The organism is Streptomyces sp. YS-3, from assembly GCF_045257485.1.
GTDB lineage: Bacteria > Actinomycetota > Actinomycetes > Streptomycetales > Streptomycetaceae > Streptomyces.
Map to the genome: position 1 here is coordinate 23674 of NZ_JBJHPC010000008.1, position 15358 is coordinate 39031.

Below are 15358 nucleotides of genomic sequence, written 5' to 3' on the forward strand. Positions count from 1 at the left end.
CCCTCGGCAGCGGGCAGGGCGGGGTGGGCCGATGTGCGCGATGACGTACGCGCACCGCTCGCGCGCCCAGCGGCTCCACCCGCTCCACCGCTCAGCACGAAAACCCGCCGACTTCCCGGCCATCTGCCCCCTCTTCAGGGGGAGTTGACCGCCGGGCCAACGAGAGGAACCCCTCCCGTGCCTGCCATCCGCACCGCCCTTCGCGCCGGTCTCGCCACCGCCGCGGCCCTGCCACTGCTGGTCCTGGCGGCCTGCAGCTACGGATCCCACAAGGACACGACCGACGACGCCCGGAAGGCGGGAGTCGCCGCCGACGCCAAGAAGCTGTCGGCGGACTCGGTGAAGATCGGGTACTTCCCGAACCTCACCCACGCCACCGCCCTCATCGGCGTCCAGGAGGGGCTGTTCCAGAAGGAGCTGGGCGGCACCGAGGTCAAGACCTCGACCTTCAACGCGGGTCCCTCCGAGATCGAGGCGCTCAACGCCGGCGCGATCGACATCGGCTGGATCGGCCCCTCCCCCGCCATCAACGGCTACACCAAGTCCAAGGGCCAGAACCTGCGCATCATCGGCGGCTCCGCGTCGGGCGGGGTGAAGCTGGTGGTGAACCCGGACAAGATCAAGTCCCTGGACGACGTCAAGGGCCACCGCATCGCCACCCCGCAGCTCGGCAACACCCAGGACGTGGCCTTCCTCAACTGGATCGCCGAGAAGGGCTGGAAGGTCGACGCCCAGAGCGGCAAGGGCGACGTCTCGGTGGTCCGTACGGACAACAAGATCACCCCGGACGCCTACCGGTCCGGCTCGATCGACGGCGCCTGGGTACCGGAGCCGACCGCCTCCAAGCTCGTCTCCCAGGGCGCGAAGGTGCTCCTGGACGAGGCCGATCTGTGGGCCGACAAGGAGTTCGTGATCACGAACATCATCGTGTCGCAGAAGTTCCTCAAGGCACACCCCGACGTCGTCGAGGCGGTACTGCGCGGCTCGGTGAAGACCAACGACTGGATCAAGGCCGACCCGGGCCGGGCCAAGGCCTCCGCGAACGCCGCGCTGAAGAAGCTCAGCGGCAAGGCGCTGCCCGCGGACGTCCTGGACCCGGCGTGGAAGTCGATCAGGACGACCGACGACCCGCTGGCCGCCACCCTCGGCATCGAGGCCGACCACGCGGTCAAGGCCGGTCTGCTGAAGAAGCCCGACCTGGACGGCATCTACGACCTGGCCCCGCTCAACAAGGTCCTCAAGGGCCTGGGCCGGCCCGCGGTCGCCGACGCCGGCTTCGGCGTCAAGTAACCCCGTATCCGCATGAGTTCCCAGGAGGTGACGACCATGGCCACCGCAGTCGCCGCGGCCGAGGAGCGTGCCACGACGGAGTACGCCGCCCGTATCGGGCACGTGTCGAAGTCGTTCGCCGGTCCCGCCGGCCCCCAGCTCGTGCTCGACGACATCACCCTCGACGTCGTGCCGGGCGAGTTCGTCACCCTCCTGGGAGCCTCCGGGTGCGGCAAGTCCACCCTGCTGAACCTGGTGGCGGGGCTCGACAAACCGACCGCCGGGACGATTCTGACGCCCGGCGGGCGGCCCGCCCTGATGTTCCAGGAGCACGCGCTGTTCCCGTGGCTGACCGCGGGCAAGAACATCGAGCTCGCCCTGCGGCTGCGCGGGGTGCCCAAGGCCGAGCGCCGCGACCGCGCCGAGGAGCTGCTCGAACTGGTGCGGCTCAACGGCGCGCACGGCAAGCGCGTGCACGAGCTGTCCGGCGGGATGCGCCAGCGCGTGGCGATGGCCCGCGCGATCGCGCAGGACAGCCAACTGCTGCTCATGGACGAGCCGTTCGCGGCGCTCGACGCGATCACCCGTGACGTCCTGCACGACGAACTGACCCGGATCTGGCGCGAGACGAACCTGTCCGTCCTGTTCGTCACGCACAACGTGCGCGAAGCCGTCCGCCTCGCCCAGCGGGTGGTGCTCCTGTCGTCCCGGCCGGGCCGGGTGGCGCACCAGTGGACCGTGGACATCCCGCATCCGCGCCGCATCGAGGACTCCGCCGTCGCGGAGCTCTCCGTAGAGATCACCGAACAACTGCGTGGGGAGATCCGCCGCCATGGCCAGCACTGAGACGTCCACGGCCGACCAGGCCGGCAAGGCCGTCGGGGCCGACCGGGACACCCACGACCTGGCGGGTCTGGAGGCGGGGCTCGACGCGCTGGAGACGGTGCAGAGCGGGCGCACCCCGCTGCGCGAGACCCTGGTGCAAAAAGTCCTGCCGCCCCTCTCGGCGGTCGCGCTGGTCCTGGTGGTCTGGCAGGGCCTGGTGTGGGCGGAGGTCGCCGACAGCACCAAGCTGCCCTCGCCGTCCTCGGTCTGGTCGGGCCTGCGCGAGCTGTGGCTCCAGGGCACCCTGCTCGACATCGTGTGGACCAGCGTCTCGCGCGGCCTGCTCGGCTTCCTGCTCGCGCTGGCGATCGGCACCCCGCTGGGGCTGATCGTGGCGCGGGTGAAGTTCATCCGCGCGGCGATCGGGCCGATCCTGTCGGGCCTGCAGTCGCTGCCGTCGGTGGCCTGGGTGCCCCCGGCGGTGATCTGGCTCGGTCTGAACAACTCGATGATGTACGCGGTGATCCTGCTGGGCGCGGTGCCCTCGATCGCCAACGGCCTCGTCTCCGGCGTCGACCAGGTCCCGCCGCTGTTCCTGCGCGCGGGCCGCACCCTGGGCGCCACCGGGCTGCGCGGCACCTGGCACATCGTGATGCCCGCCGCCCTGCCCGGCTATCTCGCGGGCCTCAAGCAGGGCTGGGCGTTCTCCTGGCGCTCGCTGATGGCCGCGGAGATCATCGCGTCCTCGCCCGATCTCGGCCTGGGCCTGGGGCAGTTGCTGGAGAACGGCCGCAACAACTCCGACATGCCGGGCGTCTTCCTCGCCATCTTCCTGATCCTGATCGTCGGCATCGCGATCGACCTGCTCATCTTCAGCCCGCTGGAGCGCTACGTACTGCGCAGCCGCGGTCTGCTGGTGAAGAGCTGAGCCACGATGCGCGCACCCGTCCTCCTCGTCATCGCCCACGGCAGCCGCGACCCCCGGCACGCGGCGACCGTGCACGCCCTGGTGCGGCGCGTGCGGTCGCTGCGGCCCGGGCTGCGCGTGGAGACCGGTTTCCTGGACTTCAACGCGCCGTCGGTGTCGCGCGTCCTGGAGCGGCTTGCCTTCGAGGGCGTGCGGGAGGTGGTGGCGCTGCCACTGCTGCTGACCCGGGCCTTCCACGCCAAGTCCGACATCCCCGCGGTGCTCGGCCGGGCGCCGGCGTGTCTCGACATCCGTCTCGCGGACGTCCTCGGCCCCTCCCCCCTGCTGCTGGCCACGGTGGAGCGGCGGCTCCAGGAGGCTCTGCACGAGGCGGGACTCGCACCCGCCGACAAGCGCTCGACCGGGGTCGTCCTGGCCTCGGCGGGCTCCACGGACCCGGAGGCGATCGCAGTGATCGCAGATGTAGCGCGGGAGCTGCGGCACACCGGTTGGTGCGCCGTGCGGCCTGCGTTCGCCTCCGCTGTTTCTCCCGGGGGCAATCCTCGTACGGAAGACGCGGTACGGGAGTTGCGGGCGTCCGGTGTGCGGCGGGTCGCCGTCGCCCCGTACGTCATCGCCCCCGGTTTCCTGCCGGACCGGATCGCCCGGGGCGCCGAGGACGCGGACGTCCTGGCCGGGGTGCTGGGCACGGCCCCGGAACTGGCCCGGCTGCTGCTCGTGCGGTACGACTCGGCGCGGCAGCGGGCACAACTCCCGCAGGCACTCAGCGCCTGACGGGCCATCAGCTGGAGAGCAGCCTGTCGCCGAGGGCCGTGCGGGTGTGGGACGCGGCGTGGCGGGGGCGAGAAGGCGGCGTGAGCCGCTCCCGCCCTACTCCGCCGCGGTGGTGGCGGTCACCGTGGCCACCGGTCCGGTACCCGCCGCCGTGACGGCGGCGACCGTGAAGGTGTACGAGGTCGCGGGCAGCAGCGAGCCCACCACCCGGAACATCCCCTTGGCGGACGGCTGCGTGACCAGCACGTCCCGGCCGCCGACCGGGACGGTGCGCCCGTCCGACACGGTGATCCGATAGCCGGTCACCTCGGCGTCACCCGTGGCGGCGGGCGGCGTCCAGGCCACGGTGACCGCCCGCGCGGCGACGCGCGCCTTCGCCCCCGTGGGCGCCCCGGGCAGCACGGACGCGGCCGTCACCGCGAGCGGCGCCGACGCCAGGGAGGCCGTGCTCTCCCCGTGCGCGTTCCGCGCGGTCGCCACCACCCGGAACGGCCCCTCCTGCGCCCGGAGCCCGGCGATCCGCACGACCGCGAGGCGCTTGAACTCGGCCGCGCCGACGCTCGCCCGCCCGGCCTCCGTACCGTCGGGCCGAAGGGCGTACACGGTATAGCCGGTGACCGGTGAACCCCCGTCCACGAAGCTGGGGTTGAACGTCACGTCCAGCCCGTCCCCGCCCCCTGGGCTCGTCCCCACCCGCGCCGGCGCCTCGGGGACGGACACCGCGCCGGTCGTACGGGTGAGCACGTCCCGGTAGGCGGGCTCGATCCCGGCACGGGCGATCACCTCTCCGGGTACGTCGGACAGCCCGGCCATGATGTGGTTCCCGCTGGTCACCAGCCCCTTGTTGGAGCTGTCGGGGGCGCCCTCCTCCCACCAGTTCCCCTTGATAAGGGTCGGGTCGTTGTTGCCGAGCGTGTCGCGGTAGTCGGTGTGGCGGCTGCCGACGTTCGCGTACGACGCCCCGTAGAGGACGTTCCCGCTCACGGTCTCGTAGGTGCACCCGTTGTCGGTGTACACACTCTTGCCCAGGCCCCACTGGTCGTGGATGACGTTGCCGGTGACCTGCTCGCCGTCGGCCATCGAGGAGCCGGTCAGACCCTGGGTGTAGACGCCTCCCCCGTCGTCGAGCAACTGCATGTAGTCGTGGATGAGGTTGTCCCGCACGGTGTTGTCGTGACTGGGGTTGGGGGTGGCGGGCGAGCCGATCTTGTCGGGCCAGCCGCCCCAGCCGAGGGAGATCGCGCTGTAGCCGAGGTGGTCGAGCTGGTTGTGGGCGATGGTGGTGTGCCGGGTGTACCCGTTGAGGACGCCGACAGCGCCGTGGTACTCACGCGGCAGCGCGTACACGTGGTTGTCCATCACCTCCACGCCCGACGCGGCCGGCTGGCCGTCCACGCCGCCGATCTCCAGCCCGTTGCCGGAGATGTCGGTGAAGACGCTGCCCCGCACGGCGGAGTCCGTCGTCCCGGCGCCGAGGTCCAGCCCGGCCGCCCCCAGGTGCGCGAACACACAGTCGCTGATGCCGATGCGCTGTCCGTACGCGAACGACACATTGCCCGGCATCTTCGTCCAGGAGGCGAACGGGCAGGTGCCGCCCTCGACGAAGCCGCACAGGCCCTGCGTCGCCCAGCCCTTCGCCCCGGTGATGGTGTAACCGGCCTGGATCTCCGAGAATCCCTCGGGCCCGGACGGCGTCAGCCAGGTGGCGTAGCCGAACTGGACGCCCTGGAAGGCGACGTCGTGCAGCGGCGCGGCCGGGGTGCCGCGTCCGTCGACGAGCTTCTCGGCGGCGGCGGCCTCGACGTCGGCGCGGCGCACGTCCTCGCCCGCGCGCGGCAGGTAGTACACGGTGTGCGCGGACCGGTCGAGGTACCACTCGCCCGGCTGGTCGAGGAGTTCGTAGGCGTTCTCCACGTACGAGGCCCGGCCGCCGTTGGTGAGACGGCCCGGCCCGACCATGCTCACGGTCCGGCCGGGCCGGTCGGGGAACTCCACGCGCTTGGTGGAGTTGGCCCAGCACGGCTGGGCCATGGTGATCGCCGTACCCCGCGCCGAGGCGATCCGGCAGCGCGGCTCGGTCCACTGGCCCAGGCCGTTGCGTTCGATGTTCCAGAGGGCCTCGCCGCTGGTGTAGACGAACTCGGCGTCCGAGGGGTGGCGCCAGCGCGCCATGGTGTCGGCGGTGGCGGTGTAGCCGGTCGCCGTCGCGGTCAGACCGACCGGGACCTCGCCCCGGGCGCGCTGGGCGCGGACCCCGTCCACGTACAACTGCCGCGTGTCGGTGAGCTCTTGGGGGGCCGGGGCGGACCAGAGTCCGGGGCGCCCGGACACCGGGCGCCAGCCCTCGACCCTGCGTCCGCCGCTGATCAGGGTCGAGCCGGCGCCCGCGCCCTGCCAGACGATCCGGTGCCCGGCCGGGCCGGAGTCGCGCCCGTCGAGGACGAGCGGCCCGGCCGTCCGGTACGTACCGGCGGCCAGCCGCACGGTGATGTCGCCGGAATAGTGCGCCGAGCCGTAGTGCGCGGCCTTCTCGCGCGCCAGGTCGCGGGCGCGGGTCAGGGTGCGCACGGGGTGGGCCGCCGTGCCGTCGGCGGCGTCCCGGCCCGAGGGCGAGACATGGACCTCGGCGGTGCGCGGCGCCGCGCGGGATCCGGCTCCGGCCGAGGGCACCAGGCCCGGGCCCGCCAGGACCAGGGCGGCGAGCACGGCGGTCAGTACGGCTCGTGCGGGCGTGCTCCGGAGCGCGGGCATCCTGCCTCCTCGGGGGTCCAGGGAAACATAGGAGCACTGGTGCGGCACGGTCAACGCGTATGGCAGATATTCTTCCAACCGCCCCTCGCCCACCTGTATTCATCGGACCACTTGCCCGCCGTCAGTCGAAGCGGAGACCCCCCGTCCGTGTCCGCTTCAGCTCGAAGAAGTCCGGGTGGGCGGCGATCACCCGCACACTGTCGAAGAGCCGCGCCGCCTCCTGGCCGCGCGGAATGGAGCTGAGCACCGGCCCGAAGTAGACGGTCCCGTCGAGGTGCATGGTCGGCGTACCGACGTAGGCGTCCGCCGCCGGGTCCTTGCCCTCGTCGTGGCGGCGTTGCACCGCCTCGTCGTAGGCGGGGTCGTGCGCGGCCCGCGCGAGCGCCGCGGGAAGGCCGAGCTCGGCCAGCGCCTGGTCGATGACCTCGTCGAAGTCCTCGTTCTTCCGCTCGTGTATCCGGGTGCCGTACGCGGTGTACAGATCGCGCAGCACCTCCTCGCCGTGGTCCTGCGCCGCCGCCACGGCAACCCGCACCGGGCGGATCGACTTGTCGACCAACTCGCGGTACCAGCCGGGAAGTTCATTGCCGACGTTGTGCAGGTACAGGCTCATCACACGGAACCGGAGGTCGATGTCCCGGTGGCGCTCGACCTCCAGCATCCAGCGCGAGGTGATCCAGGCGAACGGGCAGGCGGGGTCGAAGTAGAAGTCGACGGTGGTGGGGCCGGTGTTCTCGGTGGTGTCCATAGGACGAAGGTAGCGAGCAATTGGCACCGGGGTGCGGGCCATTCACGTATCGGTGGAGTGGGCCACTTGGCGTGCTCGGCCCGGCCGCCGCCGGGCCGCTCAGTCGCCGGTCATCTCCACGAGCGCCTTGACCGTGTTCCAGTTGCGGGCCGTCGCCTCGACGCCCTTGAGCAGGGCGGGCTTCGCCAGCGCCTCGGCGAGCTTGGAGCGGCCGATGCCGTCGGGCGCGTACAGATAGAGGACCCGGTCGCCGAGGCGGAAGGTGTCGGGCAGGAAGGCCTTGGTGTCGAGGCCCGCGAAGCGCTCGGGGTCGACGGGACGGGAGAAGAACGTGGCGTGCAGTTGCCTGCCCTCCAGTTCGTCCGCCGGGAAGGGGCAGGCGTCCACGACGGCCCTCAGATAGGCGCCGGTGCGCACCAGACAGGCGACGGAGAAGCCGAAGCGCTTCTCGATGGCCCGCTCCAGCGCGGCGGCGAGCGCGTCCGGGTCGTGGGAGTCGCTGCTGAAGACGGCGTTGCCGCTGTTCAGATAGGTACGCACGGAACCGTGGCCGAGCTCGGTGAGCAGTGCTCTGAGCTCGGCCATCGGGACCTTCTTGTTGCCGCCCACGTTGATCCCGCGCAGCAGGGCGGCGTACATCGTCGTCATGTCCACACAATAGGACGGCCCCCGTGCCTCGTGGGGGATGGCACGGGAGCCGTCGTTCACGACTGCGCGGGGGTGGCTACCCGACGACCTTGAGCAGCTTGTTCGGGGTGCCGGCGCTCGGGTTGGAGATCTTGCCGGCGGTGGCTCCGCCGGTCAGCGCGTCCGAGACCTGGGCGGGGGTGGCGTCCTTGTGGGCGGCGAGGTAGACGGCGGCGGCGCCCACGACGTGCGGGGTCGCCATCGACGTGCCCGAGATCGTCTTGGTGGCGCTGTCGTCGGTGTTCCAGTCGGAGGTGATGTCCGAGCCAGGGGCGTAGAGGTCCACCACCGCCCCGAAGTTGGAGAAGTCCGACTGCTGGTCGTCCTTGGTGGAGGAGGCCACGGTGATCGCCTCCTTGACCCGGGAGGGCGAGCCCTGGCCGGCGTCGGCGGACTCGTTGCCCGCTGCCACGGCGAAGGTCACACCCGAGGCGATGGCCTTCTGCACGGCCGTGTCGAGCGCGGGGTCGGCGCCGCCGCCGAGGCTCATATTGGCGACCGAGGGGCCCTTGTGGTTCTTGGTGACCCAGTCGATTCCCGCGACGACCTGCTCGGTCGAGCCCGAACCCTGGTCGTCCAGGACGCGGACGGCGACGATCTTCGCCTTCTTGGCGACGCCGTGCGCGGTTCCGGCGATGGTGCCGGCGACGTGCGTGCCGTGGCCGTTGCCGTCGTCGGCGGTGGTGTCGTTGTCGATGGCGTCGAAGCCCGAGGAGGCCCGGCCGCCGAAGTCCTTGTGGGTGACGCGCACCCCGGTGTCGATGACGTACGCGGTGACGCCCTCGCCCGCGCTGTCCGGGTAGGTGTACTTGCCGTCCCCGGCCGTCTCGGCCTGGTCGATCCGGTCGAGCCCCCACGACGGCGGGGCGGGCTGCTCGGCGGTGATGTGGAACTTCTTGTTCTGGACGACCTTGCCGACGGCCGGGTCGGCGGCCAGTCGCTTGGCCTCGGTCTGCGAGAGCCCGCTCGCCGAGAAGCCGTTGACGGCCGAGGCGTAGTCGCGCCGGAGGGTGCCGCCGTACTCGTCGGCGAGCTTGCGCTTGGCGTCCGCCGATGCCTTCTCGTCCAGCAGGACGATATAGCTGCCGTCGATGGCACCCTTGGCGTCCAGGCCGTACACCGTGCCCTCGGCCGGCGCGGCGGCGCCCGCCATCTGGGTGGTCATGAGGGTGACACCGGCCGCCGCCGCCACGGCGGTTATCCCGGCCGTCAGCTTGAGGCGGCTTTTGCGCTTGTGAGTTGCCATGAAGAGGTGGTCTCCTCGCCAGTTTTTGTGGGGGGGTTGGCCGACCGGATGTAAGCCTTCCGGGGGCTGGTTCGAAACCCTTGCCGATGGACGAGCGCAGATCAAGAGATCCACAAAGCTGTGACTTACGCAACAAGGTTTCGTAATAAAAAACAGGCCACCGCAGGTCAACTCGGGTGTTGTGCAGGCTTGGTGGACGCCCCGTGGCGACCCGGGCGTGGATCTTCCCTCTGCGTCGGCTTTACGTGTAAGGGGCTTGGATCCCCCGTGTAGGGGATGCCCCCACTTCGCAGGGAGTAGATGCCACGGACCCGGTTCAGCAGAGAGCACGAGGAGACGGCCGGATCCAGCCCCTAGCGTCGTAACCGGATGGCGGCGCCGGGCTGCCATCGCTGTCAGGGGGGCGTCTCACCATGGTCGACGGAGTCACAAGAGTGCGCGGCGTGGCCGCGCGGGCCGGTGGGTGGAGCGCCCGCCATCGCTGGGCGGCGGTGGTGATCTGGGTGCTCTTCGTCTTCCTGGCCATGGGTATCGGCTCGGCGGCCGGGCGCATCGACGTCAAGGACAACCAGCTGCCCGGCGAGGTCGGCCAGGCGCAGAAGATCATCGATGACGCGGGCCTCAAGGAGCCGGCCGGCGAGACCGTCTTCATCCAGGCCGTGGACGGCTCGGCCAAAGCCACCGACCCGGCCTTCCGCGCCGCCGTGGACGATGTGATGAAGGCGGTCGACGGCACCGGTGAGGTCACCAAGGTGATGTCTCCGTACACCGCGAAGACCCTCTCCAAGGACGGCCGCAGCGCACTGATCCAGTTCGAGGTGCGCGGCGACGCCGACACCGCGCCCGACCGCATCACGCCGGTGCTGGACGCGGTGAAGAAGGTGCAGGGCGAGCACAAGGGGCTGCGGATCGAGGAGATCGGCAGCGCCAGCATGGGCAAGACGTTCAAGGACGCCTTCGGCGACGACTTCAAGAAGGCCGAGTACTCGGCGGTGCCCGTCGCACTCGGCATCCTGCTCATCGCGTTCGGCGCGCTGGTCGCGGCGCTGCTGCCGGTGGCCCTCGCGCTCACGGCGATCATCGCCACGATGGGCCTGATGGCCATCGTCAGCCACCTCCAGGCGATGAGCGACACCGCCAACTCTGTGATGCTGCTCGTCGGTCTGGCCGTCGGCGTCGACTACTGCCTCTTCTATCTGCGCCGCGAACGCGAGGAGCGCGAGGCCGGGCGCGACGCCCAGACGGCCCTGCGCATCGCCGCCGCGACCAGCGGCCGGGCCATCATCGTCTCCGGTGTCACCGTCTGCGTCGCCATGGCCGGCATGCTCTTCACCGGGCTCGCCGAGTTCGAGGCGATGGGCCTCGCCTCGCTGATGGTGGTCGCGGTGGCCATGGTCGGCTCGGTGACCGTGCTGCCCGCGCTCCTGTCGCTGCTCGGCGAGCGCGTCGAGAAGGGCCGGCTGCCTTTCCTGAACCGCCTCAAGCGCGGCAAGCGCAACAGCGGCGGCGAGAGCCGCGTGTGGCGCGCCGTCCTCGGCGCGGTGCTGCGCCGCCCGAAGGCCGCGCTGGCGCTGGCCGCGGGAGCGCTGATCGCGATAGCCCTGCCGGCGGTCGGCATGCACACCCAGAACCTCACGCTGGACCAGGAGTTCGGTGACTCGCTGCCCATCGTCGGCACGTATGACCGCGTCAACCAGACCTTCCCCGGCGGCGCCAGCCCGGCCAACGTCGTGATCAAGGCCGTCGACATCAACGCCCCGGAGGTCAAGCAGGCCCTCGCCGACTTCCGTGCGCAGTCGATCAGCCGGGGCGCCTCGGACGGCCCCATCAAGATCACCCTGCACAGCGCGGAGAACGTGGCCGTCGTCGACGTCCCGCTGATCGGCGGCTCCGACCAGAAGAAGGCGGAGAAGAGCCTCGACCTGCTCCGCGACCACGTCCGTCCCGACACCCTGGGCAAGGTGCGCGGCCTGGACGCGCCGATCACCGGTCAGGTCGCCGGGTCCAAGGACTTCAACGCCCGGATCGTCGGCGCGGTCACCCCGGTCTTCGCCTTCGTGGTGGTCTTCGCCTTCCTGCTGATGCTGCTCTGCTTCCGCTCGCTGACGATCGCCATCACCTCGATCGTCCTCAACCTCCTGTCGGTGGGCGCGGCCTACGGCATCCTGACCGCCGTCTTCCAGCACGGCTGGGGCGCCTCGCTGGTGGGCGCCGAGGGCGTCGGCGCGATCGTCTCCTGGCTGCCGCTGTTCCTCTTCGTGATCCTCTTCGGTCTGTCGATGGACTACCACGTGTTCGTGGTCTCCCGGATCCGCGAGGCCCGGCTCCAGGGGCGCTCGACCCGCGACGCCATCCAGCACGGCGTGGTGACCACGGCCGGTGTGGTCACCAGCGCGGCGATCATCATGGTGGCGGTCTTCGCGATCTTCGGAACCCTCTCGATGCAGTCGATGAAGCAGATGGGCGTGGGGCTGGCCACGGCCGTCCTGATCGACGCCACGGTCATCCGGGGCGTGCTGCTCCCGGCGGTCATGGTCCTGCTCGGCGAGCGCAACTGGTACATGCCGAAGTGGCTGCGCTGGCTGCCCGACCTCACCCACGACGAGTCGGCCGTCGCCCCGGCGGTCACCGCCCACCACGGCGACGAGGACCGCGACCGGATCGTCCGGGTCTGACCCCGACGGCGTGAGCGGGTGGTACGGGCGGGGCTCGGGGAGCAATCACTCCCCGGGCCCCGCCTGTCGGGGTGAGGCGAGTAAGTACGTGTACGGGGCCGTGCGGGCTGCTCGGTGAAGGCCGACCGGGCGGGGACGAGGCCTCCCGCATCATGCGCCTACGGTCGTTCCGCCCGCCTCCTGCCCGTTCAGCGCTGATAGCGGGCCAGTACCCGGTTGCCGTCCTCGACCAGCCGTTTTCGCAGCTCCCCTCTGCCGATGGCCCCGCTGTAGTACTGCTGGAGGGCTGGGGTGGCGACCTTGTCCTTCCACTCCGGGTAGCCCCGCACCGACTGCGCGGGGGCCGAGCGCAGCGCAGCCGCCAACTCGGCTCCGGTGGCCCAGCCGTAGCGCTCGGTGTGCAGGGCCGGGTCCTTCAGCGCGGCGGCCCCCGTCGGCAGCATCCAGTCGCCCTGCGCGAGCCGGACCATGTTGCGCGGCTGGAGCAGGAAACCGATGAACTCGGCCGCCTCCTTCTTGTGCGGGCTGTCCTGGGCCACCGAGAGGGTCTGCGGGCTGACCCCCTGGGCGAGCCCCTCGCTTCCCGCCGGGGCGGGCAGCACGGTCCACTCGAACCCCTCGGGCGCCTGCTGCACGATCTGCTGGCGGTACGAGAAGCCCAGCGCGGCCATCGCGTATCTGCCGCCGAAGAAACCCGGCAGGGTGTCGGAGCCGCCCATACCGAGCGTGGTCCGCGCGGCGCTCCCGTCGATGTTCACCTGGTCGTGGATGACCGAGGGCACGGTCGCGTCGCCCTCCTCGAACGCCACCCGCACCTTCCCGTCCGCCGCCCGGTGGAACAGACGCCCGCCGGCGGACAGCCCCAGGTTCAGGGTGAGCGACACGGGCTCCTTGAGCGGCCAGGCGATCCCGTACCGCCCCCGGGCGCTCAGCCTCTTCGCCACCTCCCGGAACTCCTGCCAGCTCCACGGCTGCCGGGGAGTGGGTATCCGTACCCCCGACGCCCTGAGGATCCGGGTGTTGGCCATGAGCACTCGCGGCTCCTGGAGGAACGGGACTCCGTACACCCCCTTCCCGAACGCCGCCGACTCCCAGCTCCGGTCGGGGATGTCCTGCCGGAGCCCGGCGGGCAGCAGGGTACGCAGATCGGCGAGATAGCCGCCGTAGGCGAAGTCCGCGAGGTCGTCGGAGGCGTCATGGATGACGTCCGGTGCCTCACCGCCCTCGAACGAGGTCAGCAGCTGGTCGTGGACGGTGTCCCAACTGCCCTGGAAGTACTGCACCTGGATCAGCGGGTGCGCCCTGTTCCACTCCTTCACCAGCTCCTTGGTGGCGGCCACCGACTCCTTCTGCCAGGCCAGCGACTGGAAGCGGAGCCTGATCCGGCCGTCATCGCGCGGGCCGTCGCCCGAGCAGCCGCCGAGGGTGGAGAGGAGCAGCGCGAGCACCACGGCGGTGAGGGTCAGCGGTCGTGTGCGCATCAGCTCTTCACCGCCCCGGCGAGCATCCCGCCGGTGATCCGCCGCTGGATGACGGCGAAGACGGCCAGCGAGGGCAGCGTGGCGAGGAAGGCGGCTGCCGCGAGCGGACCGAGGTCGGCGGCCCCCTCCGCGCCGAGGAAGTGGGTGAGGACGACCGGCAAGGTCTGTTTCTCCGGTGTTTTCAGCAGAACGAGCGCGAAGAAGAATTCGTTCCACGCGGTGATGAAGGCGAAGAGGCCGGTGGCGACGATGCCGGGGGCGAGCAGCGGCGCGGTGACCGAAACCAGCGTGCGCAGCCGCCCCGCCCCGTCGACGGCCGCCGCCTCCTCCAGCTCCCGGGGCACCGCCCGGACGTACCCGACCAGCATCCACAGCGCGAAGGGCAGCGACCACACGACGTACACCATGACCAGGCCGCCCACCGAGTTGACGAGATGGAGACGCTTCAGGACCAGGAAGAGCGGAATGATCAGCAGGACGAACGGAAACGCCTGGCTGACCACCACCCAGCCGGTCGCCGCCGTCGCCATCCTGCCGCGCCGACGCGCGATCACATACGCCATCGGGGTCGCCACCACGACCGCGATCAGCGCCGCCGAGACCGCCGCGAGCAGGCTGTTCAATCCCGCGCGCAGCAGCGGCTGTTCGTCGAAGGCCTGCCGGAAATTGTCGAGGGTGGGGTGTCTCGGAATCCAGGTCGGGTGCAGCGAGCCGAGCTCACGCGCGGGCTTGAACGCCGTGGAGACCAGCCACAGGAACGGGAACGCCAGGAAGACCAGATAGCCGAGGAGCGCCAGATACTGCCCGGCGCGCCCCCACGGCCGCGTACGGGACGTCATCGGTCCTCGCCTCCTCCACCGAGCCGCGCCGCCAGATGGAACGCGAGGAACACCGAGATCACCGCGACCATCACACAGCCCATCGCCGCCGCGTACCCGAACTGCCCGTAGCGGAAGGCCTCTTCGTAGGCGAAGAGCATGGGCAGCCGGGTCTTGCCGCCCGGGCCGCCGTTGGTGAGGACATAGACCAGGGCGAACGAGTTGAAGTTCCAGATGAAGTTGAGCGCGGTGATCGCCAGTGCCACGGGGCGGAGGGCCGGCCAGGTCACCGTGGAGAAGCGGCGCCAGGCGCCGGCGCCGTCCATCGCGGCGGCCTCGTGCAGTTCCTGCGGGGTGTTCTGGAGTCCGGCGAGCAGGGCCACCGTCGTCTGTGGCAGGCCCGCCCAGACCCCGACGACGATCACGGCGGGCAGTGCGGTGCCGAGCCCGGTCAGCCAGTCCCGGCCGTGCCCGAGTCCGAGGTCACCGAGCGTCTCGTTGAGGATCCCGGCGTCCGGGTTGTAGACCAGCCGCCACATGATGCCGACGACGACCTCCGGCATCGCCCAGGGGATGATGGCGAGCGCCCGCGCCAGCCAGCGGAAGCGGAGGTTCTGGTCGAGCAGCAGGGCGAGTCCGAGCGCGAGCAGGAACTGCGGCACGGTGACCCCCACCGCCCACAGCAGACCGATCCGGAAGGACTCCCAGAACAGGGTGTCGTGGAGCAGGTCCTGGAAGTTGAGCAGCCCGGTCCACTCGGTGGGCGCGGTGCGGCCCGCCTGGGAGTCGGTGAAGGCCAGGGCGATGCCGTAGAGCAGCGGTCCCACGCTCAGGACGAGGATCGGGATCAGCGCGGGCAGCACCAGGAACCAGGCACCGTGGTCCGGGGGTTTGCCGGGGCGCCCGCGTAAGCGTCTCCCCGGCCGCGCCGTCGTGGTGGCCAATGTCATTGTTCGACCCCTTTGCCGGGATTGCCGAATGACCCCCGTCATCGTGCTGACGGTGTGTGGGTTCGTCAAGACGACCTGCCTCCTCACCGAGACGACCTGCGTGAATGCGAGACTTGCCCGGTACGGAACGATCACCGGGAGTGAACAGTGGACGAGGCACGGGCGCGCGAGGTACTGGCCGCGGCGGGACTCGGCGGGGGCTGGGC

12 protein-coding genes are annotated in these 15358 nt (G+C 70.9%); 5 read left to right on the plus strand and 7 right to left on the minus strand.

From position 1 onward, the window contains the following. Window positions 1-177 precede the first annotated feature (177 nt). Genes ACJA3G_RS01765 through ACJA3G_RS01780 form a run of 4 tightly spaced genes read left to right on the plus strand, consistent with a single transcriptional unit; the run spans window position 178 to window position 3796 of the window. Entirely contained in the window at window positions 178-1290 is a 1113-nt protein-coding gene (locus ACJA3G_RS01765) for an aliphatic sulfonate ABC transporter substrate-binding protein (protein ID WP_406551043.1), read from the plus strand. A gap of 36 nt (window positions 1291-1326) precedes the next feature. Continuing rightward, window positions 1327-2115, plus strand: coding sequence for an ABC transporter ATP-binding protein (locus ACJA3G_RS01770; RefSeq protein ID WP_406551044.1), 789 nt, complete (start codon window positions 1327-1329; stop codon window positions 2113-2115). Beyond that, entirely contained in the window at window positions 2102-3022 is a 921-nt protein-coding gene (locus ACJA3G_RS01775; RefSeq protein WP_406551045.1) for an ABC transporter permease, read from the plus strand. Before ACJA3G_RS01770 ends, ACJA3G_RS01775 begins: the two co-directional genes overlap by 14 nt. 6 nt (window positions 3023-3028) lie before the next feature. Continuing rightward, on the plus strand, window positions 3029-3796 hold the full coding sequence (locus ACJA3G_RS01780; protein ID WP_406551046.1) for a sirohydrochlorin chelatase: 768 nt from the start codon (window positions 3029-3031) through the stop codon (window positions 3794-3796). A 96-nt stretch (window positions 3797-3892) separates the two neighbouring features. On the opposite strand, the gene ACJA3G_RS01785 is transcribed toward ACJA3G_RS01780, so the two are convergent. From ACJA3G_RS01785 to ACJA3G_RS01800, 4 genes are all read right to left on the minus strand, one after another. After that, entirely contained in the window at window positions 3893-6547 is a 2655-nt protein-coding gene (locus tag ACJA3G_RS01785) for a fibronectin type III domain-containing protein (RefSeq protein ID WP_406551047.1), read from the minus strand. A 121-nt stretch (window positions 6548-6668) separates the two neighbouring features. Next, window positions 6669-7295: a DsbA family protein gene (locus ACJA3G_RS01790; protein WP_406551048.1), complete on the minus strand. Its 627-nt coding sequence runs from the start codon at window positions 7293-7295 to the stop codon at window positions 6669-6671. Window positions 7296-7394: 99 nt separating this feature from the next. Next, window positions 7395-7943 (minus strand): DUF1697 domain-containing protein, encoded by a 549-nt coding sequence (locus ACJA3G_RS01795; RefSeq protein ID WP_406551049.1) that lies wholly within the window; start codon window positions 7941-7943, stop codon window positions 7395-7397. A 76-nt stretch (window positions 7944-8019) separates the two neighbouring features. Next, window positions 8020-9228: a S8 family peptidase gene (locus ACJA3G_RS01800; protein ID WP_406551050.1), complete on the minus strand. Its 1209-nt coding sequence runs from the start codon at window positions 9226-9228 to the stop codon at window positions 8020-8022. Window positions 9229-9641: 413 nt separating this feature from the next. On the opposite strand from ACJA3G_RS01800, the gene ACJA3G_RS01805 reads away from it, so the two are divergent. After that, complete coding sequence (locus ACJA3G_RS01805; RefSeq protein WP_406551051.1) at window positions 9642-11903, plus strand: MMPL family transporter; 2262 nt, start codon at window positions 9642-9644, stop codon at window positions 11901-11903. 188 nt (window positions 11904-12091) lie between these two features. Here ACJA3G_RS01805 and ACJA3G_RS01810 read toward each other — a convergent pair whose 3' ends face one another. The 3 genes from ACJA3G_RS01810 to ACJA3G_RS01820 are packed head-to-tail and all read right to left on the minus strand — an operon-like array spanning window position 12092 to window position 15152. Next, window positions 12092-13384 (minus strand): ABC transporter substrate-binding protein, encoded by a 1293-nt coding sequence (locus tag ACJA3G_RS01810; RefSeq protein ID WP_406551052.1) that lies wholly within the window; start codon window positions 13382-13384, stop codon window positions 12092-12094. Next, window positions 13384-14223 (minus strand): carbohydrate ABC transporter permease, encoded by an 840-nt coding sequence (locus ACJA3G_RS01815; RefSeq protein WP_406551053.1) that lies wholly within the window; start codon window positions 14221-14223, stop codon window positions 13384-13386. The genes ACJA3G_RS01810 and ACJA3G_RS01815 overlap by 1 nt, the downstream gene beginning before the upstream one ends. Further along, window positions 14220-15152, minus strand: coding sequence for a carbohydrate ABC transporter permease (locus ACJA3G_RS01820; RefSeq protein WP_406551054.1), 933 nt, complete (start codon window positions 15150-15152; stop codon window positions 14220-14222). The genes ACJA3G_RS01815 and ACJA3G_RS01820 overlap by 4 nt, the downstream gene beginning before the upstream one ends. Between the last annotated feature and the right edge of the window lie 206 nt (window positions 15153-15358).